Genomic DNA, 22300 nt, shown 5'->3' with positions numbered 1-22300 from the left:
GGGGGGCGAACGCGGGCGCGCTCCCGGAGCGGGGGGCCGGCGATGAACTCACGTCTCGATCTTCCTGGTCGTGCGGTAGCCCAACTCATCCAGGCTACCGGGCGGGCCGACGCGGATATCCGTGCCCTGACCTGCGGCACCGGGCCCACCCGGGGGGTGTCGAACCGCCGCGCAGGGATGTCCTAGGATGGTGGTCGTCGCCGGGCGGGACGAGCAGTCACGCACGGTGATCGCCATGGGGTATGGTGTAATTGGCAACACGGCTGATTCTGGTTCAGTTGTTCTAGGTTCGAGTCCTGGTACCCCAGCTGCGAGCGGTGATCGACCGTCGTCTAGGGTCGTCACCGTTCTCCTAGGGCCCCGTCGTCTAGCGGCCTAGGACGCCGCCCTCTCAAGGCGGTAGCGGGGGTTCGAATCCCCTCGGGGCTACATCCACGGACGCGGTGCATCGACCCTCGGTGCGCCGCGTTCGTCGTCTCAAGGCTCGGTCCGCGCCATCGGCGCGTCGGGCGGCTCGGCCCAGCGGATCAGCGCGATCGCCCCGACGACGAGCACGCCGCCCGCGACCTGGGTCGCCGTCGGGCGCTGCGCGACCAGCCACCACGCGCCGAGGACGGCGAAGAGCACCTCGCTGAGTCCCACGAACGACGCCAGCCGTGACCCGAGGCGGCCCACCGCCGCGATCCCGGTGAGGTACGCCAGCGCCGTCGACAGCGTGGCCACGAGCAGGACACCGACCCACCACGGGGCCGTCGCGCCGCCCAGCTCGATCGGCGCCGCCGTCGCCTCCAGCGGGAGCAGACCCACCGCCCCGACGAGCACCACGACGGCGCTGCCCACGGCGGCACCCCCGGCGACGAGCACCAGGGCCGGCGGACCGGCCGGGTCGCCCTCGCGGCCGCCGCCCGCGGCGGCCGACAGGCGGAAGTAGGCCGCGAGGCACACGGCGGCGCCGAGCCCCCACAGCACGCCGACGACGTCGACGTCCGCGCCGCGCCCGACGTCGAGGACGAGCCCGAGGCCCGCGATCGCGAGGACCGCGCCGAGGAGGGTCGCGAGGCGCGGCCGCAGACCGGTCCGCGCCCACGTCCACCCGAGCAACAGGACCGGCGCCGTGTACTCGATGAGCAGCGCGACACCGACCGACAGGCGGCCGACGGCGCTGAAATAGCAGACCTGGGCGCCGGCCAGGGGGACCAGCCCGTAGACGGCCACGGCGCGCAGGTGGCCCGCGCGCGGCCGCCACCCGCGGGCGAGCAGGAGGGCCAGCGGCACCGCGAGCAGCAGCGCGGCGCCGCCGAGCCGGCCCAGGACCACCGCCAGGGGCGACCAGCCGGTGGCCAGCAGGGAGGCGGCGAACGGCCCGGCCATCCCGAAGGAGGCCCCCGAGACCAACGCGACCGCCAGGCCGGGCGCCGTGCGGGCCGCTCGCTGGCCGGAGCCGACACGGGCCACGGGGAACGATTCGAGCAGCCGGCGGGCCACCACGGCAAGATCGGTGATCCGGGCCACGCCGCGGCCCGGGCCGCCACGGATGCTCCTCAGCCGCTCCGACGTCCTCCCAGGTGGTCGGCGAAGTGGTGTTCCATCGTGCGGTACAGCCGGATCCTGTTCTCGGGGTTGGCGAAGCCGTGGCCCTCGTCCTCGGCCACGAGGTACTCGACCGGGATGCCGCGGGCCCGCAGCGAGGCCACGATGTTGTCGGATTCCGCCTGCACCACGCGCACGTCGTTGGCCCCCTGCGCGACGAGCAACGGGGTGCGGATCCGGTCGACCATGGTGATCGGTGAGCGGGCGAGCATGTCGGCCTCCTGCTCCCCGACGTCCGGGTCGCCGACGTAGTGGAACCAGTTGTTGGCCAGGTTCGGGCGGGCGAACGGCGGCAGCGTGCGCATGAAGTTCGCGAGGTCCGAGATGCCGACGTAGTCGACCGCGGCGGCGAAGAAGTCGGGCGTGACGGTGGCCCCGACGAGCGCCGCGTAGCCGCCGTAGGAGCCGCCGTAGATGCCGATGCGCTCGGGATCGGCGATGCCCTGCGCCACGGCCCACTCGGCGGCGTCGATCAGGTCGTCGTGCATCGCGCCGGCGAACTCCCCGATCGCGGCCGTGACGTGGCGCCGGCCGTAGCCGGTGGACCCCCGGAAGTTGACGCGCAGCACGGCGTACCCGCGGTTGGCCAGGAACTGTGTCTCCGGGTCGTAGCCCCACGTGTCGTGGGCCCACGGGCCGCCGTGCACGACCAGCACCAGGGGCAGCCCCTGCGTCGGGACGCCGAGCGGGACCGTCAGGAAACCGTGCAGCGGCAGGCCGTCGCGAGCCGCGAAGGCCACCGGGGTCACGGAGGCCAGGTCGGCCGGGTCCAGGTGTGGACGGGGGCGGGAGAGCAGCCGGCTCTCGCCCGTGGCGTGGTCGTGGTAGTAGGTCAGTCCGGGCTCGCGGTCGTGGACGAAGGACGCGATCCACCGCTCCTCGCTCTCGTCCGACGAGACCCAACCCAGCACGCCGTCGGAGAGTTCCTCCAGCGCGGCGAAGACCTCGGCGGTGTGCGGGTCGAGCACTACGATCCGCGGGTGATCGCCCACGAAGCGCGCGGCGACCACCTCGCCCGTGCGGGCGCTCTCGAACACCGTGGGCGGCAGGCCGGGCGCCATCTGCCCCATCGTGTCCAGGCTCTGCCCCTCGACGGCCGCGACGACGGTCTCCTCGCCGGTCTCCCGGTCGACGCGGACGAGTCGCAGGTCGTCGCCGTCCTGGTAGAGGCCGAGCAGCAGGCCCGTGCCGTCCGGGGTCACGAGCTGCACCGGGACCCCCAGGGGGTGCTCCGGGCCGCCCACGCTGCGGAGGAGGCGTCTCGCGCCGTTGGTCGGGTCGACCGCGGAGAACTCGTAGCTGCCGTCGTCGGTCAACGTCGAGAGGAACGCCGGGTGACCCTCGCGGTCGAGCAGGTAGGTGCTCGTCGGGGTGGGCTGCTCGACGTGCAGGGTCGTCTCGCCGGTGGCGACGTCGATCCGGAACACGTCGAAGAACAGCGGCCGCTGGTTCATCCAGACGAGCACCTGCCCCGGGCAGGACGGGAGCCGTTCGGTGTCCACCACGCGCGAGCCGGGGGGCAGCGGCGTGAGGTCGACGGCCACCTCGCCGGGCGCCTCGAGATCGACCCGGTAGAGGTGCCAGTCCTCGTTGCCGTCGGTGTCCTGCAGGTAGAGCAGCCAGCGGGGATCGTCGGTCCAGTAGTACGTCGTGACGCCCCGCCGGGCGTCGTGGGTGACGCACACCGCGTCCTCGTGCTGCTCGCCGATCCCGCGTACCCACACCTGGGTGCGGCCGTACCGCGGCGCCAGATACGCCATCCGCGTCCCGTCCGGGGATATCCTCGGGTGGGCGAACGCGGGATCGGCGAAGAACTCCTCGACGTCGATGAGGCGGGGGCGGGCCGTGGTGCCGGTCGTCGCGGTCATGGGGCCATCGGAGTCCGTGCCGCCACGGCACACTCCAGGCCGCGTGGCCGACGTCACTCGAAGGCCTGGTGCGCGGCCGGGCGGTCAACGGTCGCGCTGCAGCCCGGTGACGGCCCGGAGCCGGTCGGCGAGCAGGTCGGCGAGGACCCGGGCGTGGCTGTGCTCGAGGTCGCGGGTGGCGGTCATGAGGGCGATCGGGCCGTGGTGGCACTTCCGGACCAGGTCGGCGAGGGCATCGGCCTGCTGCCCGTCCTCCAGCTCGCGGCGGTAGCGGCGCGCGAACTCCTCGAACCGGTCCGGGTCGTGGCCGTACCACCGGCGCAGCTCGTCCGTCGGCGCGACGGCCCGGAGCCACTCGTCCCACGGAGCGTCGTCCTTGCGCCGTCCGCGAGGCCAGAGCCGGTCGACCAGCACCGTCGTAGAGCTCGGCGCCCGACCGTCCTTGACGTGGAGGACGTGCACGGGGAGCTGTTGCGCTGCCACGACGGGCATCGTCCTCTCGCGAGAACGGTGGCGGGTCGTCGGTGGTGTCGTCGGTGGTGGGGGGTGACGGTCGGCGTCTGGTGGTGTTGCTCGGGCGTGGTCTGGGGCGGCCGGTGGCGGTGGCCACCGCTCGGGGGCTTCGGCTGCGGCCCGCTCGGTTTCGGCTCGCTCGGGGTCGGTCCAGCGGGTTGCGGTGGTGCCGTCGGTTCGGTCGTTGGGGCGTGTCGGGGCCCCAGCCGTCGTCGGGCAGGGGCGGGGGTGGGCGGCGGGGCGGGGCGCGGGGAGCGGTTCGATGATCGGCTTGGGGGTGGTGGTGTGCTTGACCCCGTCGCGGGTGCGGATCTGGAAGTGGCCCGGTCGGGGTTGGCGCACCCGCCAGGCGCCGCGGTGTCTGGCCTCGTGGTGGTGCCGGTCGAACACGCCGAGGTTCCAGTGCGCGGTGGGGCCGCCGCGGGCGTGGTCGTGGGTGTGGCCGAGCTCGACGCGGTGGGCGTGGCGCCGGCAGCAGGGCGCCACGCAGTGCCGGTCGCGGAGCCGCACCCACCGCTCGATCGCGGCGCGCGGTCGGCGGCGAGCGAGGTCGTCGGCGTCCTCGGGTGGGGCAGCCCGAGGCGCGCCCCGAGCTCGCCGAGCCGCTGCTGGAGCTCGGCGAGCAGGGGCGCCCACGGGCCGTGCTCGTCGGGGTCGAGGGCGGCCAGCAGCGTCGTGGGGACCTGGAGCTCGACGATGGCACGACCCGGTGGACCCGCCCGGCCGGGCGGGCGGCGGTCCTGTCGGGTTCGTCGGGGCGCGGGTCGGCGGCGGGCGAGCAGGACGTGCTGGAGGCGTCCGTCGTCGCCGGTGAGCACGATGCGCCACTCGCCGTGAAGGCGCTGACCGAGCATGGTGCGGGCGTGGTGGGCCAGGACGCCCCCGAAGCCGGGCGCGCTGCCCGGGTACTGGTCGAGCCCGAGCGCGGTGGACAGCCGCAGACGCAGCTCCGACGTCCCGTCGCGGACCCGGCCCGGCCGAGGTTCCGGACCGTCGATCATCGGCGGGAGCGCCTGCTCGGGGAGATCAGGGAGAGGTGACGATCCCCTGCTCCAGCCACGGAGCCGCGAGCAGGGGTCGATCAGCCCGACCCCTCGGGCGGCGCGCTGCCCCAGCGCCTCGCCAGGTCCTCGGCGATCGCCCGCCGGTGGGGATCGCCGTCGATGAGCCCTCGCCCCCGTCGGTCCTCCTCGATCACCCCCAGGATCTCCGACCGCACGGCCGCCGGCAAGGCGTCGCCCGACCGGGACGCCACGCGGAGGGCGTAGTACTGCTCGTCCCCGCTCTCGGCGTCACGGACGGACCGGAGCACCGCGTCCGGGTCGACGAGCTCGGCCTGCCCGAGCATCGCCGCCAGCGCCACGGTCCGCTCGGCACCGGAGCCCTCCAGCAAGGTCCTGACCTCGGTTGCCGAGAACTCATGGTTCGTCGCGCGATCGCGCCCGGTGTGAAGCAGGGCGTCGGACGACGCCGTCCGGCTCTCTCCGTGCGGTGCGACGCGGCGCAGGCCGTCGTGCCCGGTGCCCGACGTCCGCAGCGCCGAGGTCAGCTCGTCCACCGACCGGCGCAGGAGCTCCACGAGGTACACGACGGGGGCGAGCAGGAGGAACGACGCCCCGATCGCGATCATGCAGGCCTGGAGCCACGCGTCGTCGACCGCTCGCGCGCCGATCACGAGGGCCAGGCCGGCGGCGATCGCCGCGCCGATGACGGCGGAAGGAACAGCCGAGGGCCGAGACCGCCGACGGGCGCGGGCGCCGCTCCTCCTGGACGGGTCGGCGGTCGTGGAGGACATCCCGACCCATTCTCCTCGCGACGAGCGGTCGGGGCACCCCGTCGAGGACGGGTCACCCGCGCGCCGCCGGCCCCGGGCGCCGCCCGTCGCCGAGCGCGGACCGACGACCGCACGACGTCGACCTCCGGCCCGATGACAACGTTTTGCCTTCTCCACGTCGGGGATCCCTTTCGCAAGACCCCCATTGCCCGGCCCGATCCCGCACACCCTCGGCGGGCCGCCACGTCGAGGAGGCCTCCGTGCTCGACGACCGAGAGCAGCGCATCCTTCGGGACATCGAAGCCCACCTCGAGCGCACCGATCCCGGGCTCGTGCGGCGGGGGAGCCGCGAGCACGGCCATCGGTCGTACTGGTGGTCGGTCTTCTCGCTCGTGGCGGGCGTCGTGCTCGGCCTGGCCCTGGCCTCCCTCGGTCCGGTCGGCTCGGGCCTCCTGCTCATCGCGCTCGGGGCCGTGCCCATGGCCGTGTGGCACTGGCGCCGCCCGGGTACGACGAGCCCGCTGCCGTCCGGCCCCATCCGCGCGCGGCGTACCTAGCGGGGCGCTTCGCGTCCCGGGAGACGGTGCCGGTCGACGGATCGCCCGCTGGCCGGCCCCGCCGCCTCGGGAGGACGCCCCGGGCCGTCAGCCGGAACCATGCTGGCGCAGGGCGGGCAGCACCTCGTCTCGGTAGGCAGCGAAGAAGCCGTCGTGGTCCGGCCCGATCTGCTGCACGTACACCTCGTCGTATCCCGCGTCGGCGTACGCGCCGAGCTGCCCGACGTGCGCGTCGACGTCCGGGCCGCAGGCGAACGTGCTCGCGATCGCGTCCCGCCCGACGAGGCTCGTCGCCGCGGCGAAGTCCTGCGGGCGAGGCAGGATCTGGGGGATCTGGCCGGTCAGGGCGTCGTTGGGCCAGAGCCGGTGGGCGATGTCCACGCCCTCGTCGACGCTGCCGGCCCAGCACACCTTGGTGCCGCCCTGCGTCGGTCCCTCGCCGCCGGCTTCGCGATACGCCGCGAGCAGTGACGCGTCGGGGTCGACCCCGCAGTAGCCGTCGCCGATCTGCCCCGCCAGCGTCGCCGCCTGCGGCCCGAAGCCCGAGACGTAGATCGGCACCGGCTGGTCGGGCAGCGTGTAGAGCCGCGCGTCCTCCACGCGGTAGTGCGTCCCGCGGTGGTTCACGACCCCGCCGGCATGCAGGGCGCGGATCACCTCGACGGCCTCGGTGAGCATGGCCAGGCGCTCGCCGACCGGGGGCCAGCGGTCCCCGAGCACGTGCTCGTTGAGCGCCTCGCCGCTGCCCACCCCGAGGACGAAGCGTCCCTCGGTCTGCACGGCGGCGGTCGCCGCGGCCTGGGCCACGATCGCCGGGTGGATGCGGATCATCGGGCAGGTCACGGCGGTCGAGATCGGCAGCGCCGTCACCTGCGACAACGCGCCGATCACCGACCAGACGAACGGGCTCTGGCCCTGCGCGTCGAGCCAGGGATGGAAGTGGTCGGAGATCCACAGCCGGTCGAACCCCGCGGCCTCGGCGCGCCGGGCCTGGTCGACGAGCTCGTGCGGGCCGTACTGCTCCGAGGAGAGGAAGTAGCCGTAGGACGTCACGGTGCCCCCAGCGCGGTGGTCGGGCGGCCACCCGGTGGGGTCGAGGGCCGGTGTCGGTCGGGGCCTACCCGCGGACGCGCAGGGTGCACCCTTGACGGGATCGTCTTGAGCGTCGAACATCTGACACTATCGTCAAGAGCGTGGCGCGGGTCACGCCGGACCCAGCGAGGAGTGGCCATGGCGTTCGTGATCGGCGTCGACGTGGGCGGGACGTTCACCGACGCGGTACTCGACGACGACGCGGGATCGGTGGTCGCCGCCAAGGTGCCGTCGACGCCCCCGGACTACTCCCGCGGGGTGCTCGACGTCCTCGGGCTGCTGGCCGAGCAGCTCGGCCGCCCGTTCGCCGACGTGCTGGCCGAGACCCACCACATCGCCCACGGCACGACGTCCTCGCTCAACGCGCTGGTGATGCGGCGGGTGCCCGACGTCGGCTTCCTGACGACCAAGGGCCACCGCGACTCGATCTTCATCATGAACGTCGAGGGCCGCTACCTCGGGCGCTCGCCGCACGAGCTCCAGCACGTGCTGGCCCAGGACAAGCAGCACGGGCTCCTGCCCAAGCGCCACGCGCTCGAGGTGACCGAGCGGATCGACCGCGACGGGGAGGTCGTCGTCGCCCTCGACGAGGACGAGGTGCGCCGGCAGGTCGAGACGCTGCTCGCCGACGGCATCCGGGCCATCGCGGTGTCGCTGCTCTGGGCGTTCCGCAACCCGGTGCACGAGCGTCGCATCCGCGAGATCGTCCACGGGATCGACCCGGACGTCTTCGTCGCGCTCTCCAGCGAGGTCAGCCCCCGCATCCGCGAGTTCGCCCGCAACTCGACCACGATCATGAGCACCCAGGTCGGGCCCGGCCTGCGTGGCTACCTCACCGATCTCGAGGCGAGCCTGAAGGACGCGGGACTCGTCGGTCCGCTGCTGGTCATGCAGTCCAACGGGGGCGCGGTCGCCGCGTCCGAGGCACCCCAGCAGGCCATCTCCACCGTCGGGTCGGTCCTGACGGGCGGGGTCGTCGGCTCCCAGGCGCTGGGCCGGCGGCTCGGCCACCGCAACATCATCTCCACCGATGTCGGCGGCACCACCTTCCTCGTCGGGCTCATCGTCGACGGCGAGCCCGAGCGCGACACGACGACCGTCATCAACCACCACCCGATCAACGTGCCGACGCTGCGGGTGCACGCCATCGGCTCGGGCGGCGGTGCGATCGCGTGGGTCGACGCCGGCGGCAACCTGAGGATCGGCCCGCACTCGGCCCAGGCGGACCCCGGGCCCGCCTGCTACGACCAGGGCGGCACCGAACCGACCAACACCGACGCCAACCTCGTCCTCGGCATCCTCCCGGCGACCGGTCTGCTCGGCGGCCGGAAGGCGCTGAACGCGGAGAAGGCCAGAGAGGCCATCCGCACGCGGATCGCGGAGCCCCTCGGCCTGAGCACGGACGATGCCGCCGCGGCCATCCACGCCGCGCAGAACGCCCAGACCGGCGACCTGCTGCGCAAGAGCGTCGTCGAGGCCGGCCACGACCCGCGCGACTTCGTCCTCTACGCCTTCGGTGGCTCCGGTCCCGCGTTCTGCGCGAAGTACGCGACGCACCTCGGCGTCGACGAGGTCGTGGTCCCGCTCGGCCCGGTCGCCTCGGCGTTCTCCGCCTACGGCCTCGCCGCCTCGGACATCGCGCTCGTCCAGGAGCTCTCCGACCCCGCCCAGCTCCCGGTCGACCCCGTCCGCGCGGAGAAGAACTTCGCCCAGCTCGAGGACCAGGTCCGCCACGGCCTCGACCGGCAGGGCCTGGCGTTCGACCGCGTCGAGATCGTCCGCGAGATCGACATGCGCTACGCGATGCAGCTCGCCGAGGTCACCGTGCCCGTCGCCGACGGCCCGCTCGACCGGGCGGCCCTCGACGCCGCCGCCCAGCGTTTCGAGGCCAGGTACGCCGAGCTCTACGGCCCGGGCTCCGGCTTCGGCGCGGCCGGCATCCAGGCCATCACCTACCGCGTGCGCGGCCGCGGCGTCCTCCCGTTCAGCCCGGAGCTGCCGCCGCTGGAGCGGGCGGACGGACCGGTCCCGACGTCGGGGACGCGCCCGGTCTACCTCGAGATCGGCCAGGGGTTCGTCGACACCCCGATCCACGACTACGTCGCGCTGCGCGCGGGCCACGTCATCACCGGCCCGGCGATCGTCGAGGTCCCGACGACGACCGTCGTCGTCCCGGCCGGCCGTACCGGCACCGTCGACGAGCTCGGCAACCTCCACATCACGCAGACGCAGCAGGGAGCCTGACGATGACCATGGCCGTCCCCGGCTCCGAGCGGTTCTCGAGCCGGCCCGTCGACCCCGCCGAGCTCGCCGCGCAGCTGCCGGAGAGCCTCCCGGTGCACACCGTCACCCAGGAGCAGATCGACGCCGTCGACCCGCTGACCTACGAGGTCGTGCGCCACCGCCTGTGGTCGGTGACCGACGAGATGGGCGAGGCGCTCAAGCGCATGTCCGGCTCGCCGATCGTCACCGACGCCAACGACTTCGACTTCGCGGTCTCGGACGAGCTCGGCCAGGAGGTGCAGGTCGGGCTGTACAACACGATGCTCGTCGGCGCCGTCGACCTCGCCATCTACTGGACGCTGCAGCACCGCGCCACCAACCCCGGCATCGCCGAGGGCGACATGTTCCTCACCAACGACCCGTGGGTCGGCGGTGGTCTGCACCAGAACGACGCGATGGTCTACCAGCCGGTGTTCTGGGACGGGAAGCTCTTCGGCTGGACCTCGGCGATCGCCCACCAGCCCGACCTCGGCGGCGTCGGCCTCGGCTCGTTCTCGCCGGCGGCGCAGGACGTCTTCTCCGAGTCGCTGCCCACCCCGCCGGTGAAGGTCGTGCGCGACGGCGTGCTGCAGGACGACGTCGCCGACGTGTGGGTGCGCCGCTCACGGGTGCCGCTGATGATCGGGCTGGACCTGCGGGCCAAGGTCGGCGCCAACACCGTCGGTCGCGACCGTTTGCTCGCGGTGATCGCGCAGTACGGCGCGGACACGGTCAAGGCCGTGATGAAGCGGATGATGACCGACGCCGAGTCGCGCCTGCGCGGCAAGCTCACGGCCGTGCCCGACGGCACCTGGCGCGCCACCGGCTACCAGGACCAGTCCCACACCGGCGACCGCGGCCTGCACAAGATCACCGTCGCGATGACGAAGGCGGCGGACCACCTCACCTTCGACTTCACCGGCACCGACCCCCAGTCCGGCGTCGTGAACTGCACCTACGCCGGGATGCGCGGCGGGGTGATGCTCGCGCTGCTGCCGCTGCTCGCCGGCGACATCCCGTGGTCGGCCGGCGGGCTGATGCGCTGCTTCGACCTGGTCGCCGAGGAAGGAACGATCAACAACGCGAGCTTCCCGGCGGCGGTCGGCCGTGGCCCGATCGGTCCGGCCTGGCTGACCGGCAACCTCGTCGCCGAGTGCCTGAGCCAGATGCTCGACCAGGCGCCTGACCCCGGCGACGAGGGAGCGCACGTCCAGGCCACGTGCTGCGGCACCTGGGACACGGCGGTGATCGCCGGGCTCGACCAGCGCGGCGCCGTTCCGACGCCGTTCCTCTCGATCATCATGGACCCGATGGCCGGTGGCTACGGCGCCCAGCCGCACGCCGACGGCATGGACACCGGCGGGCTCTTCTGCATCCCGCTCGGCCGCGTGCCCGACGTCGAGATGACCGAGTTCCTCTACCCGGTGCTCGCGCTGTGGCGTCGCGAGGAGCCGGACTCGGGCGGCCCCGGGCGCCGTCGCGGCGGGGTGTCCGCGAGCATGGCCATCACCCCGCACGGCACGAGCTTCCCCATCGGCCTCGTCCTGGCCTCCAACGGCAAGGCGGTCAGCCAGAACAACGGGCTCGCCGGCGGCTACCCGGGCAACACCGGCGTCGAGTACATCGCCCGCGGTGGCGACGTCACGACGATGCTCGGGAGTGGTCGGATGCCGTCCGACCTGGCCGACGTCGGGGGCTCGGCGGAGCTGCAGCCCTGCTACGGCGAGACGTACGTGGCGCCCGGCGAGGTGTTCACGATGTTCTGGCAGGGCGGCGGGGGCTACGGCGACCCGCTGACCCGCGACCCCGACGACGTCGCCCGCGACGTGCGGGAGGAGAAGGTCACCGCGGCCACCGCGGAGCAGGCCTACGGCGTCGTCCTCGACACGTCGGGCACGGTCGACGCCGAGGCGACCGAGACCCGCCGTCGGGACCTCCGCGACGCGCGGCGGGCCAGGGGCGGCGCGAACGGGACCCCGCGGGAAACGATCGACCTGACCGGGGGCCGGCGTCTCGACGACAACCTCGTCGCCGTCCGTCGAGAAGGCGCCGACCAGGTGGCGTGCCGGCACTGCGCGACCGTGCTGGGCTCCGGGGCCGTCGGCGAGCTCGACCTCGTGCGCTACGACGGGCCGGTCAGCGACGCGGGCCCGCAGGTCGTGGACGGGGCGGGGGAGTACGTCGACGTGGAGGTGGCTTTCCGGCAGTACTGCTGTCCCGGGTGCTTCACCGCTGTCTCCACGGCGGTCGTGCCCGTCGACCACGTCGACGACGTGACCCGGACCAGCCGCGTGCTCGCGGACGCGAGGTCGTAGATGCGGCCCAGATGTCCGCTCCGTCGTGTCGCCGTGCTCGGCGGCGGGCCCGGGGGCCTGTACGCCGCGCGGCTGCTCAAGCTCGCCCGGCCGGACTGCGACGTCGTCGTCCACGAGCAGGGCGTGCCGGACCAGACCTTCGGGTTCGGGGTCGGGCTCGCCGCGCGGACGCAGCGCCGGCTCGCCGAGGCCGACCCCGCCTCGCTCGACGACATCCTCGCCGCCGCGTGGTCGCACGACATGCGCATGCGCGTCGGCGACCGCGAGGCCGGGATGGACGTGAACGCCCTGGTCGCGATCGGGCGGGCCGAGCTGCTGCGGGTGCTGCAGCATCACGCCGACGACGCCGGCGTGAAGCTCGAGTTCGGGACCCGGCGCGCGGCCGACGACCTCGACGCCGACCTCGTGATCGCGGCCGACGGGGTGGGGAGCGCGACCCGGGCGGCCGGCGCGTTCGGCGCGGAGGTCGAGGTCGGGAGCGGCTGGTACCTCTGGGCGGGGGTCGACGTGGCCCTGCCGCACGCCCTGTTCGCGCCGGAGCGCACGGAGCACGGCGTGTTCGTGACCCACGCCTACCCCTACGCGCCCGACCGCAGCACGTTCCTCGTCGAGACCGACGAGGCGACGTGGAGGAAGGCGGGGTTCGGGGAGAGCACGGCGACGACGCCCGCTGACGCCTCCGACGCCGTCGCGCTCGAGTACCTCTCCGACGTCTTCGCCCGGCACCTCGACGGTCACCGGCTGATCGGCAACCGCACGCGGTGGCTGCAGTTCCGCACGGTGCGGTGCGCGCGGTGGCACGACGGCCGCGTCGTGCTGCTCGGGGACGCGGCGCACACCGCGCACTACTCGGTGGGATCGGGGACGAAGCTGGCGATGGAGGACGCGATCGCGCTGGTCGACGCCCTGGACTCCTCCGACGATCTCGCGACGGCCCTCGCCGCGTACGAGGACGCGCGCCGCCCCGCGGTCACCCGCATCCAGGACATCGCCGAACGCTCCCGCCGCTGGTGGGAGACGTTCCCGGAGAGGCTGGACCTGCCCGTCGAGCAGCTCCTCGTCGCTTACATGAGCCGTGCCGGCAACGTGCCGCTGGACCGCTTCGCCGCCGGCACCCCCGACGTCGTCGCGACCGCGCTGCGGCAGTGGGCGGGGGAGGATCCTCCCGCGGAGGGGTCGCTGGTGGAGTGGGCGCTGGAGCGGGCGTTGCGCCCGTCGTCCCCGGGCCAGGAGCCCGACCTGGACGCGGTGGACGAGCCCGTGGGCACCCGCGGGTTCGACGGGCGCGTCGTGCCCGACGACCCGGCCGCCCTCGGCGCCACCGTGCTCGACCTCGGCGCCGACGATCGGCCGGCCGGCCGCGAGCAGACGGTCGAGGACGGGGTGCGACGCGGTGCCGGGATCATCGACTGCGTGTGGCTGACCGGCGGGGACGACCGCGCGAGCGTCCTCACCCGCCTCGAGGTCGCCGAACGCCTCCGGCGGCGCACGCCCGCGCTCGTCGTGGTCGTCGGGCCGCACGGGCTCCGTGCGGACCTCGCCGACGGCCTCGCCGCCGACCGCACCCACCTGGTGGCGTTCCGGGGAGAGCGGAGCGGCGGGGGAGACGGCCGATGACCTTCCCCGCCGAGTGCGTCCGGAGGTACCGCGACGCGGGACTCTGGGGCACGAGGACGATCGCCGAGGAGTTCCACGAGGTCGCCCTCGCGCACCCCGACCACGAAGCCGTCGCCGCCGCCCAGGGCCGCCTGACCTACGCCGAGCTCGACGCCCGGACCGACCGCATCGCCCTCGGCCTCGCCGACCTCGGGCTGCGGCCGGGCGAGCCGGTGATCATCCAGGTGACGAACCGCCTCGAGACCGTCGTCGCCTGGTACGCCCTGCTCAAGGCCGGGCTCGTCCCCGTCGCGACCCTCGCCGCGCACCGCGGGCACGAGATCGCGCACATCAGCCGGGCCGTCGGGGCGCGGGCGCACCTCGTGGAGGCCGACACCCGCGGCACCGACCTCCTCGCCTTCGCCCGCGAGCAGGCGCACGACCACCCGACGTTGCGCCACGTCCTCGTCCTCGACGACCTCCCGACCGCGGAGATCGACCCGGACGAGGCCCGCAAGCGTGTCGAGGAGATCCAGCGCGGCGTCGACCCCGACGACGTCGCGGTCTTCCAGCTCTCCGGCGGCACCACCGGCGTCCCGAAGCTGATCCCGCGGCGGCACGCCGAGTACTGGTACAACGCCCGCGCCTACGCCGCGGCGCTCGCCTGGACCGCCGACGACCGCGTCGGCCACCTCATCCCTGTGATCCACAACGCCGGGGTCGTGTGCGGCGTGCACGCCCCGCACGCCGTCGGCGCGTGCCTCGTGCTCACCGACCACGACCTCGACACCGCCCTGCCCCTGCTCGCCGCGGAGCGCACCACCTCGGTGCTCTTCGGGCACGTGCACTACCGCGCTCCGGCCCACCCGCTCTACGACTCGCTCGCCGAGACGTTGCGCGTCGTCCTGCTCTCCGGGGCGAAGGTGTCGGAGGAGCTGTTCGCCGCGACGGGGCGGGGCGGGGCGTGGGTCGGCCAGCTCTTCGGCATGGCCGAGGGGATGTTCCTGGTGACGCCGCAGGGCACGTCGGCCGAGCTGCGCCGCACCACGGTCGGGGTGCCGATCTCGCCGCTCGACGAGGTGCGGGTGCTCGAGCCGGGAAGCGAGGAGGAGGTCCCCGACGGCGAGGTGGGCGAGCTGTGCTGCCGGGGCCCGTACACGCTGCGCGCCTACCACGGCGAGGACCGGCCGGAGGCCTTCACCTCCGACGGCTTCTACCGCACCGGCGACCTCGCGGCGATCCACGCCGTCGACGGGCACCGTGCGGTCTCGATCGAGGGCCGCATCAAGGACCTCATCAACCGCGGCGGCGAGAAGATCAACGCCGAGGAGGTCGAGCTCCTGGTGCTCACCCACCCGCACGTCGTGGAGGCGGCGCTGGTCGCGATGCCCGACCCGCGACTCGGCGAGCGCGGCTGCGCCTACCTCGTCACCGACGGTGTCCCGGTGACCCTCGAGGACGTCCGGGCGCACCTTCGCGCGCTCGACGTCGCGAAGTACAAGTGGCCCGAGCGGATCGAGGTCGTCGCGGCCCTGCCCCGTACCAGGGTCGGCAAGGTGGACAAGAAGGCGATGGTCGCGGACGTGACGGCCAGGTTGCAGGACGAGGGAGAGGCCCCGTGAACCGCATCGGGCTGGTCGTGCCCAGCTCCAACGTCACCGTCGAGACCGAGATGCCCGCGCTCCTGACGCGGCACCCGAGCGCGTCGTTCTCCTTCCACGCCAGCCGGATGCGGATGCACCGGGTGTCGGCCGAGGAGCTGGCCGCGATGAACGCCCAGCGCGAGCGCTGCGTCGACGAGCTGGCCGACGCGGGGGTCGACGCGGTCCTCTACGCCTGCCTCGTCGCGATCATGGCGCAGGGGCCGGGGGAGCACCGGCGGGTCGAGGAGCTGGTGCGCGCCCAGACGGCCGCCCGCGGCCAGGACCCGGCGCTCGTCTCCAGCGCCGGCGCGCTGGTCGACGCGCTGGCCGCCCTGTCGGCGCGACGGATCGCCCTGGTCACCCCGTACGTGCGGCCGCTGGCGGAGCAGGTCGTGGCCTACCTCGAGGCCGAGGGTCTGGAGGTCGTCGACTGGGCCGCCCTCGAGGTCGCCGACAACGCTGAGGTCGGGTGCATCCCCGGCGACCGGGTGCTCGCCGCCGCCCGGGGCCTGGACCTCGGCGGCGCCGACGCGCTCGTCATCTCGGCGTGCGTGCAGATGCCCTCGCTGCCGCTCATCCCGCGCGCCGAGGAGGAGTTCGGCCTGCCCGTGCTCTCGGCCGCCACCGCCGGGGCGTTCTGCCTCCTCCGCGGACTGGGCCTGCCCATCGAGCTCCCCGACGCCGGCGCGCTGCTGCGGACGCGCTCGACCGTCCCGGCGCGATGACGCGCCGTCGGTATCGTCGCTCGCCATGAGCCCGTCGGAGAACGGCCGGGTGTCGGCGCGGCGCGAGCTCGTCGAGGCCCAGATCTACGAGCAGGCCACCCGGCTGTTCGCCGAGCGCGGGTTCGCGGGCACGAGCCTGCAGGACATCGCCGACGCGATGGGCATGACGCGGCCGGCGCTCTACTACTACGTCAGGAACAAGGACCAGCTGCTCGCCCAGCTGGTCACCGAGATCACCGAGGGGCCGGCGGACGCGGCGGCCGAGATCGCGGACTCGGACGCGGGCGCGACGGAGAAGCTCCGCCGGCTCGTGCACCTCATCGCGTCGCGCCAGGCCCACCACGCGGCGCGGTTCCGCCTGGTCATCCGGTCGGAGTCCGAGCTCCCCCCGGACCTGGCGTCGGCGCACGAGACCGCGAAGCGCCGGGTGCTCGACGGGTTCGCGCGGGTCGTCGACCAGGGGATCCGCAGCGGCGAGTTCCGTCCTCGGCCCGTGCGGACGACCGCGCTCGCCCTGATCGGGATGTGCAACTGGATCGCGTGGTGGTTCCACCCCGGCGGGTCGCAGAGTGCCGAGGAGGTCGCCGAACAGATGGCCGACATGGCGGTGACGCTGGTCGCCCAGCCCCCGGACCGCGCACCGCAGAGCCCCCGCGCCGACGATCCCGCCGCGGCGCTGGACCTCCTGCGCCAGGACCTCGACTACCTCGAGCGCATCATCTCCTCGTCGCTGCCGTCGAAAGATTGACGGGCTCGTCGAAGTCCGCGTAGCCTGGGTCCATGACGGACGAGGGCAGCGCACGCCTCGAGCACAAGGTGCGGGGCGTGGACCACACGGCGTTCCCGACCTTCGACCCCGCGGGCACGGTGCGCTTCTACCGCGACGTGCTCGGCTTCCCGGTGGTGCACTCGATCTGCGCGGCGGGGTGGGGGCCGGAGGACCACCCGGACTTCATCCACTTCTTCTTCGACATCGGCAACGACGACCGGATCGCGTTCTTCTACTACTTCGGCCTCGCTCCGGTGCACGCCCACGAGCGTGGCGACGCCTACGCGGGCTTCGGCCCGGAGGTCCCGGAGTTCTTCGTCCGGTCGCGGCACCTGGCGATCCACGTCGACGACCAGGACGACCTGCTCGAGTACCGCCGGCGCCTGGACGAGAGCGCCTGGCCGGTCGAGATGCAGATCCAGCACGAGACCATCGAGTCGATCTACACCCACGACCCCAACGGCTACATGGTCGAGTTCACCCGTGCGATGCGTCCCGTGACGCCGCAGGAGGACCTCGACGCGAACCTCACCATCGACGCCCTGCTCGACGTGGTCGCCGAGCCCGAGCCCACCTTCGGCAAGCTGCTCGCCCGCAAGGCCGAGCTGATCGTCGAGCGGGCCGGCCCCTGGGAATCGGCGCAGCGGGACCTCGCGCGGGTCGAGGAGGCCGCGCGGTGACGGCGCTCTACGTCCTCGACGTCCCGGAGAACACCGCGGTGGCCAAGGTCGCGGCCGAGGACCCCGAGGTGAGGGTCGGACGGGTCGGGCCGTACTTCGAGATCACCGCGGACGGCGCGATCGTCGTGGACCGCCGCGCGACGGGCTGCCGGCACGCGGTCTGGTACAGCTGCGTGGCCGGCGTCGCGGGCGGCCGGATCGTCCAGCACGACAAGGACGCCCTGCGGGTCGACCCGGCATGAGCGCGCCGACCGCCGGGGCGGGCGCGGTGACGGGAAAGGCCACCGGGCTCGGAGCCGGCCGCCACGTCGCCGCGGGCGAGCGCCCCGCGTCCACCGTCACCAGCGTCCACGAGCTCACGACCGCCGACGGCGCCGCGGTGCGCGGGGTGCTCGCGACCGTCCCCGACGCCCGCACCGTGGTCGTGCTGATGCACCCGCGCCAGGACCTCACGCACCACCCGCTCGTGCCCGCGCTGCTCGCCGCCGGGGCCGCGGTGTGGACCCAGCACACCCGCTCGGTGAACAACGACCTCACGCTGGTCCACGAGCAGGCGCTGCTCGACGTCGCCGCGGGCATCGCCTTCCTGCGGGAGCGTGGATTCGAGGCCGTCGTCGCGCTGGGGCACTCCGGCGGCGGCACGCTGTTCGCGTACTACCTCGAGCAGGCCGCGCTCCCCGGCCCGGGGCGGATCGCCCGCACGCCCGGCGGGCGGCCCACGAAGCTCGGCGACGCCGCGATGCCCGTCACCGACGGCGTCGTGTTCCTCGCGCCGCACCCCGGTCAGGGCCGACTGCTGCTGGGCTGCATCGACCCGTCGGTGGCCGACGAGCGCGACCCCCTCGCCGCCGTCCCCGAGCTCGACGCCTTCGATCCGCGCAACGGGTTCGCGGAGCCGCCGGCGAGCTCGTCCTACGACGAGGAGTTCCTCGCCCGCTACCGCGCCGCGCAGCGCGATCGGGTCGCGCGGATCGACGCCCGCGCCCGTGAGCTCCTCGCCCGCACCGCGGACGCGCGTGCCGTGCACGAGAAGACCGGTGCAGCCGCGGACCGCCGCCGCGCGCTGACCCCGCACATCCTCACCGTGTTCCGCACCGACGCCGACCCGCGCACGGTCGACCTCTCCCTCGACCCCAGCGAGCGGCCCTACGGCTCGCTGTTCGGGGCGCGCCCCGACCTCATCAACTACGGGCACGTCGGGTTCGGGCGCCTCGTCACACCGGAGGCCTGGCTGTCGACGTGGTCGGGGCTCTCCTCGCAGGCCGACTTCGTGCGCTGCGCGCCGGGCGTCACGGTCCCGACGCTGTTCGTCGAGCTGACCGGCGACCAGGCTGCGTTCCCCGCGGACTCGCGGCGCATGACCGACGTGCTCGGCGCCGCCGACCTCACCCGCGTCGCGGTGCGCGGCACCCACTTCGGCGGCGCGATCGCGCCCGGCGAGCCGACGGGCAACCAGCTCGCCGCCGACGAGATCGGGCGCTGGCTCGCCGACCGGTACGCGCTCGCGCCGCCACCGCCGGGGTAGTCCCCGGCGGCCGTGAACCCTGGACGTGCGGTCTCACTCGAACGGTGGAGTGCCGGACGGTACGCCCTCCCCGCCGAGCGCGATCCACCAGTCCACCACCTGATCGCGGTGCAACGCGGTGTGCGGGCCGTGCCCGACGAAGTCGCGCTCCACCCCGACGGTCTACCCCGGTCGGCGCAAGCGTGGCAGCCCGGCCTCGAGCTCCGCCTGGAGCGCGACGAGTTCGCGGACGACGGGGATGAGGAGCTCGAGGTCCCGGGACAGTGCGCGGAGGTCCTCGATGGTGCGCCGCGGGGACGGGACGTCGTCGAGCACGTCGGACGTGGTGGGGACGGTCGACACCCGTCGATCCTGTCGCCGTCGGATCACGGAACGGGCCACGCGGTCGTCACGTTTCGTCGACACCTCGCCACGCTGCGTACCTATCCGCGGTCGACCTCCGCGAGCCGGACCTCGAGGCTCCGGGCCGCGGCGAGCAGGGGCTCCGCCCAGCGCGCCCCGGGCCGCCGCCCGAGACGGTCGACGGGACCGGACACCGACACGGCGGCGATCACCGAGCCGTCGGGGGAGCGGACCGGCGCCGACACGCTGGCCACCCCGGCCTCGCGCTCGGCGACGCTCTGCGCCCAGCCGCGACGACGCACCTCGTCGAGCACGCGCTCGGTGAAGGCGGAGGGTTCCTGGGACCAGGCCGCCAGCACCTTCGCCCCCGACCCCGCGGCCATCGACACCCGCACCCCCACCGGCACCGTGTCGCGCAGCCCGCTCGCGGGCTCGGCCGCGGCCACGCAGACCCGCGCGTCCCCGTCGCGGCGGTAGAGCTGGACGCTCTCGCCGGTGAGGTCGCGCAGGTCCGGCAGGACCTCCTCGGCGGCGGTCAGCAGCGGGTCGCCGTGGCCGTGGGCCAGCTCGCCGAGCGCGGGACCGGGACGCCAGCGGCCGTCGGCGTCGCGCGCCAGCAGCCGGTGCGCCTCCAGCCCGACGGCCAGGCGGTGGGCGGTGGCCCGAGGGAGGCCGGTGCGCTCGCACAGCTCACCCAGCGCACAGGGCGTCGCGGCCGCAGCCCACAGGACGACCACCGCCTTGTCGAGCACCCCGATGCCGCTACCCTGTCCCACAGGACGACATCGTAGTCCCAGACTGTGGGATTCAAGGCCGGGGGAAGAAGGCGGAGAAGTGGGACGCACGCTCGCGGAGAAGGTCTGGGACCAGCACGTGGTCCGAGCAGGGGGAGCGGCCCCGGGAGGCGGCACCGAGCCCGACCTCCTCTACATCGACCTCCACCTCGTGCACGAGGTGACGAGTCCGCAGGCGTTCGACGGTCTGCGCCTGGCCGGCCGCCGGGTGCGCCGCCCCGACCTCACGATCGCCACCGAGGACCACAACGTCCCGACGCTCGACATTCTCGCGCCGATCGCCGACGAGGTGTCCCGCACGCAGGTCGACACGCTGCGGCGCAACGTCGAGGAGTTCGGGATCCGGCTCTTCCCGATGGGCGACGACAACCAGGGCATCGTCCACATGATCGGCCCCGAGCTGGGGCTGACCCAGCCGGGCACGACGGTGGTCTGCGGCGACTCGCACACCTCCACCCACGGGGCGTTCGGCGCGCTCGCGTTCGGCATCGGCACCTCCGAGGTCGAGCACGTGCTCGCGACCCAGACGCTGCCGCTGCGGCCGTTCAAGACGATGGCGATCGAGATCTCCGGCGAGCTGCGGCCCGGGGTCACGTCCAAGGACGTGATCCTCGCGGTGATCGCGCAGATCGGCACCGGTGGCGGGGCGGGCTACGTGCTCGAGTACCGCGGCGAGGCCGTGCGGCAGATGTCGATGGAAGCCCGCATGACCATGTGCAACATGTCGATCGAGGCGGGTGCCCGCGCGGGCATGGTCGCCCCGGACGAGACCACGTTCGCCTATCTCGAGGGCCGCCCGCACGCCCCGCAGGGCGAGCAGTGGGACTCCGCCGTCGCGGCGTGGCGGGAGCTGCGCACCGACGACGACGCCGTGTTCGACGAAGTCGTGCACATCGATGCGGGGTCGCTGACTCCCTACGTCACGTGGGGCACCAACCCGGGCCAGGGCGTCCCGCTGGGCGAGACCGTGCCCGACCCGGCGGAGATGGACGACGCCGACGCGGTCGCCACGCGCAAGGCGCTGGAGTACATGGCCCTCGAGCCCGGCACGCCGCTGCGCGACGTCGGGGTCGACGTGGTCTTCCTCGGCTCGTGCACCAACGCCCGCATCGAGGACCTGCGCGCCGCGGCGTCGGTGATGGAGGGCCGACACGTGGCCGATTCGGTGCAGATGCTCGTCGTCCCCGGCTCCATGCGCGTCAAGATGCAGGCCGAGCAGGAGGGCCTGGACAAGGTGTTCACCGAGGCCGGCGCGGAGTGGCGCTCGGCGGGCTGCTCGATGTGTCTGGGCATGAACCCCGACCAGCTCGCCCCCGGGCAGCGGTGCGCGTCGACGTCGAACCGCAACTTCGAGGGCCGCCAGGGCAAGGGCGGGCGCACGCACCTCGTGTCGCCGCTGGTGGCCGCGGCCACCGCCGTGCGCGGCACCCTGTCCTCGCCCGAGGACCTCTCGCCGACAACGCTGCAGTTCGCCTGAGCCGGCCCGATCCCGCAGCGAACGCGCTGTTCGCTGCGTCTACGCGCACGAACGGCGCGTTCGTGCCGCCACCACCGCGGAGTTGACCATGCAAGCCTTCACCACCCACACCGGCATCGCGACGCCGCTGCGCGCGTCGAACGTCGACACCGACCAGATCATCCCGGCCGTCTTCCTCAAGCGCGTGACGCGCACGGGCTTCGCGGACGGCCTGTTCGCGTCCTGGCGCTCGAACCCGGAGTTCGTGCTCAACACCGAGCCGTACTCCCGCGGCAGCGTGCTCGTGGCCGGCCCCGACTTCGGCACCGGCTCGTCCCGGGAGCACGCCGTCTGGGCCCTCATGGACTACGGCTTCCGCGTCGTGATCTCGTCGCGGTTCGGCGAGATCTTCAAGGGCAACTCGTCGAAGGCCGGCCTGCTCGCGGCCACGGTCGCGCAGTCCGACGTCGAGCTGCTGTGGAAGAAGATCGAGGAGCGCCCGGGCCTCGAGCTCACCGTCGACCTCGATGCGTGCACCGTCACCGCCGACGACGTCGTCGTGTCGTTCACGGTCGACGACTACACCCGCTGGCGCCTGATCGAGGGCCTCGACGACATCGACCTGACGCTGCGCCACGCCGAGGACATCGACGCCTACGAGGCGACGCGGCCGGCGCACAAGCCGGTGACCTTCACGACGTAGGCCGGCCTGCCGCGCGCCCTCCAGGGGCCACGGTCCCCCTTCTGGCGACAGAAGAAGCAGACTGTTGTGCCGAATGGTGCAATCTGTCGGAGGGGG

General features: G+C 73.7%; 20 protein-coding genes and 2 tRNA genes. 15 read left to right on the top strand and 7 right to left on the bottom strand.

All coding sequences use genetic code 11. From position 1 onward, the window contains the following. The first annotated feature begins 236 nt into the window (after positions 1-236). Positions 237-308: transfer RNA gene (locus C8D89_RS02330), tRNA-Gln, on the top strand. Between the two features lie 48 nt (positions 309-356). Then, positions 357-429 (top strand) — tRNA-Glu (locus C8D89_RS02325). 48 nt (positions 430-477) lie between these two features. On the opposite strand, the gene C8D89_RS02320 is transcribed toward C8D89_RS02325, so the two are convergent. From C8D89_RS02320 to C8D89_RS02310, 3 genes are all read right to left on the bottom strand, one after another. Further along, positions 478-1512, bottom strand: coding sequence for an EamA family transporter (locus tag C8D89_RS02320; protein WP_116706423.1), 1035 nt, complete (start codon positions 1510-1512; stop codon positions 478-480). Between the two features lie 29 nt (positions 1513-1541). Then, the gene (locus tag C8D89_RS02315) at positions 1542-3458 is read right to left on the bottom strand and encodes a S9 family peptidase (RefSeq protein WP_116706422.1); all 1917 of its coding nucleotides are present in this window, start codon (positions 3456-3458) and stop codon (positions 1542-1544) included. An 84-nt stretch (positions 3459-3542) separates the two neighbouring features. Next, positions 3543-3941 carry a DUF488 domain-containing protein gene (locus tag C8D89_RS02310; protein WP_243417730.1) on the bottom strand — a complete coding sequence of 133 codons (399 nt, stop codon included), beginning with the start codon at positions 3939-3941 and terminating at the stop codon, positions 3543-3545. A gap of 596 nt (positions 3942-4537) precedes the next feature. Here C8D89_RS02310 and C8D89_RS02305 point away from each other — a divergent pair. Then, positions 4538-5011, top strand: coding sequence for a hypothetical protein (locus C8D89_RS02305; protein WP_116706420.1), 474 nt, complete (start codon positions 4538-4540; stop codon positions 5009-5011). Positions 5012-5052: 41 nt separating this feature from the next. Here the strand turns inward: C8D89_RS02305 and C8D89_RS02300 are convergent, their stop codons facing one another. Continuing rightward, positions 5053-5766: a hypothetical protein gene (locus C8D89_RS02300; RefSeq protein WP_116706419.1), complete on the bottom strand. Its 714-nt coding sequence runs from the start codon at positions 5764-5766 to the stop codon at positions 5053-5055. A 239-nt stretch (positions 5767-6005) separates the two neighbouring features. On the opposite strand from C8D89_RS02300, the gene C8D89_RS28970 reads away from it, so the two are divergent. Beyond that, positions 6006-6302, top strand: coding sequence for a DUF3040 domain-containing protein (locus tag C8D89_RS28970; protein ID WP_165825506.1), 297 nt, complete (start codon positions 6006-6008; stop codon positions 6300-6302). An 87-nt stretch (positions 6303-6389) separates the two neighbouring features. On the opposite strand, the gene C8D89_RS02290 is transcribed toward C8D89_RS28970, so the two are convergent. Next, a complete protein-coding gene (locus C8D89_RS02290) occupies positions 6390-7355 on the bottom strand; it encodes a TIGR03557 family F420-dependent LLM class oxidoreductase (RefSeq protein ID WP_116706417.1) in 966 nt (321 codons plus the stop codon). A gap of 177 nt (positions 7356-7532) precedes the next feature. Here C8D89_RS02290 and C8D89_RS02285 point away from each other — a divergent pair, with 177 nt between their 5' ends. The 9 genes from C8D89_RS02285 to C8D89_RS02245 are packed head-to-tail and all read left to right on the top strand — an operon-like array spanning position 7533 to position 18909. Next, the gene (locus C8D89_RS02285) at positions 7533-9638 is read left to right on the top strand and encodes a hydantoinase/oxoprolinase family protein (protein ID WP_116706416.1); all 2106 of its coding nucleotides are present in this window, start codon (positions 7533-7535) and stop codon (positions 9636-9638) included. Between the two features lie 2 nt (positions 9639-9640). Continuing rightward, positions 9641-11971, top strand: coding sequence for a hydantoinase B/oxoprolinase family protein (locus C8D89_RS02280; RefSeq protein ID WP_116706415.1), 2331 nt, complete (start codon positions 9641-9643; stop codon positions 11969-11971). 33 nt (positions 11972-12004) lie between these two features. After that, on the top strand, positions 12005-13588 hold the full coding sequence (locus C8D89_RS02275) for an FAD-dependent monooxygenase (RefSeq protein ID WP_243417727.1): 1584 nt from the start codon (positions 12005-12007) through the stop codon (positions 13586-13588). Beyond that, on the top strand, positions 13585-15189 hold the full coding sequence (locus tag C8D89_RS02270; protein ID WP_116706413.1) for a (2,3-dihydroxybenzoyl)adenylate synthase: 1605 nt from the start codon (positions 13585-13587) through the stop codon (positions 15187-15189). The genes C8D89_RS02275 and C8D89_RS02270 overlap by 4 nt, the downstream gene beginning before the upstream one ends. A gap of 50 nt (positions 15190-15239) precedes the next feature. Beyond that, on the top strand, positions 15240-15935 hold the full coding sequence (locus C8D89_RS02265; protein ID WP_116706873.1) for a maleate cis-trans isomerase family protein: 696 nt from the start codon (positions 15240-15242) through the stop codon (positions 15933-15935). A 25-nt stretch (positions 15936-15960) separates the two neighbouring features. Continuing rightward, on the top strand, positions 15961-16683 hold the full coding sequence (locus C8D89_RS02260) for a TetR/AcrR family transcriptional regulator (RefSeq protein ID WP_116706412.1): 723 nt from the start codon (positions 15961-15963) through the stop codon (positions 16681-16683). A 32-nt stretch (positions 16684-16715) separates the two neighbouring features. After that, positions 16716-17384 carry a VOC family protein gene (locus tag C8D89_RS02255; protein WP_116706411.1) on the top strand — a complete coding sequence of 223 codons (669 nt, stop codon included), beginning with the start codon at positions 16716-16718 and terminating at the stop codon, positions 17382-17384. Further along, entirely contained in the window at positions 17381-17626 is a 246-nt protein-coding gene (locus C8D89_RS02250; RefSeq protein ID WP_116706410.1) for a hypothetical protein, read from the top strand. The genes C8D89_RS02255 and C8D89_RS02250 overlap by 4 nt, the downstream gene beginning before the upstream one ends. Continuing rightward, the gene (locus C8D89_RS02245; RefSeq protein ID WP_116706409.1) at positions 17623-18909 is read left to right on the top strand and encodes an alpha/beta fold hydrolase; all 1287 of its coding nucleotides are present in this window, start codon (positions 17623-17625) and stop codon (positions 18907-18909) included. The genes C8D89_RS02250 and C8D89_RS02245 overlap by 4 nt, the downstream gene beginning before the upstream one ends. Before the next feature lie 162 nt (positions 18910-19071). Here the strand turns inward: C8D89_RS02245 and C8D89_RS02240 are convergent, their stop codons facing one another. Together C8D89_RS02240 and C8D89_RS02235 are read right to left on the bottom strand one after the other, a co-directional pair. Beyond that, entirely contained in the window at positions 19072-19251 is a 180-nt protein-coding gene (locus tag C8D89_RS02240; protein ID WP_116706408.1) for a hypothetical protein, read from the bottom strand. Positions 19252-19331: 80 nt separating this feature from the next. Continuing rightward, positions 19332-20027 carry an IclR family transcriptional regulator gene (locus C8D89_RS02235; RefSeq protein WP_116706407.1) on the bottom strand — a complete coding sequence of 232 codons (696 nt, stop codon included), beginning with the start codon at positions 20025-20027 and terminating at the stop codon, positions 19332-19334. Between the two features lie 58 nt (positions 20028-20085). Here C8D89_RS02235 and leuC point away from each other — a divergent pair, with 58 nt between their 5' ends. Continuing rightward, positions 20086-21522, top strand: a complete 1437-nt coding sequence (leuC, locus tag C8D89_RS02230; protein WP_207786995.1) for a 3-isopropylmalate dehydratase large subunit — start codon at positions 20086-20088, stop codon at positions 21520-21522. An 88-nt stretch (positions 21523-21610) separates the two neighbouring features. Beyond that, positions 21611-22204: a 3-isopropylmalate dehydratase small subunit gene (leuD, locus tag C8D89_RS02225; RefSeq protein ID WP_116706405.1), complete on the top strand. Its 594-nt coding sequence runs from the start codon at positions 21611-21613 to the stop codon at positions 22202-22204. The last annotated feature ends 96 nt before the right edge of the window (positions 22205-22300 follow it).

Origin of the sequence: Actinomycetospora cinnamomea, assembly GCF_003096675.1 — a bacterium.
In the GTDB taxonomy this organism is placed as follows: Bacteria; Actinomycetota; Actinomycetes; order Mycobacteriales; family Pseudonocardiaceae; genus Actinomycetospora; species Actinomycetospora cinnamomea.
This window is presented reverse-complemented; position numbering and strand designations above follow the sequence as displayed.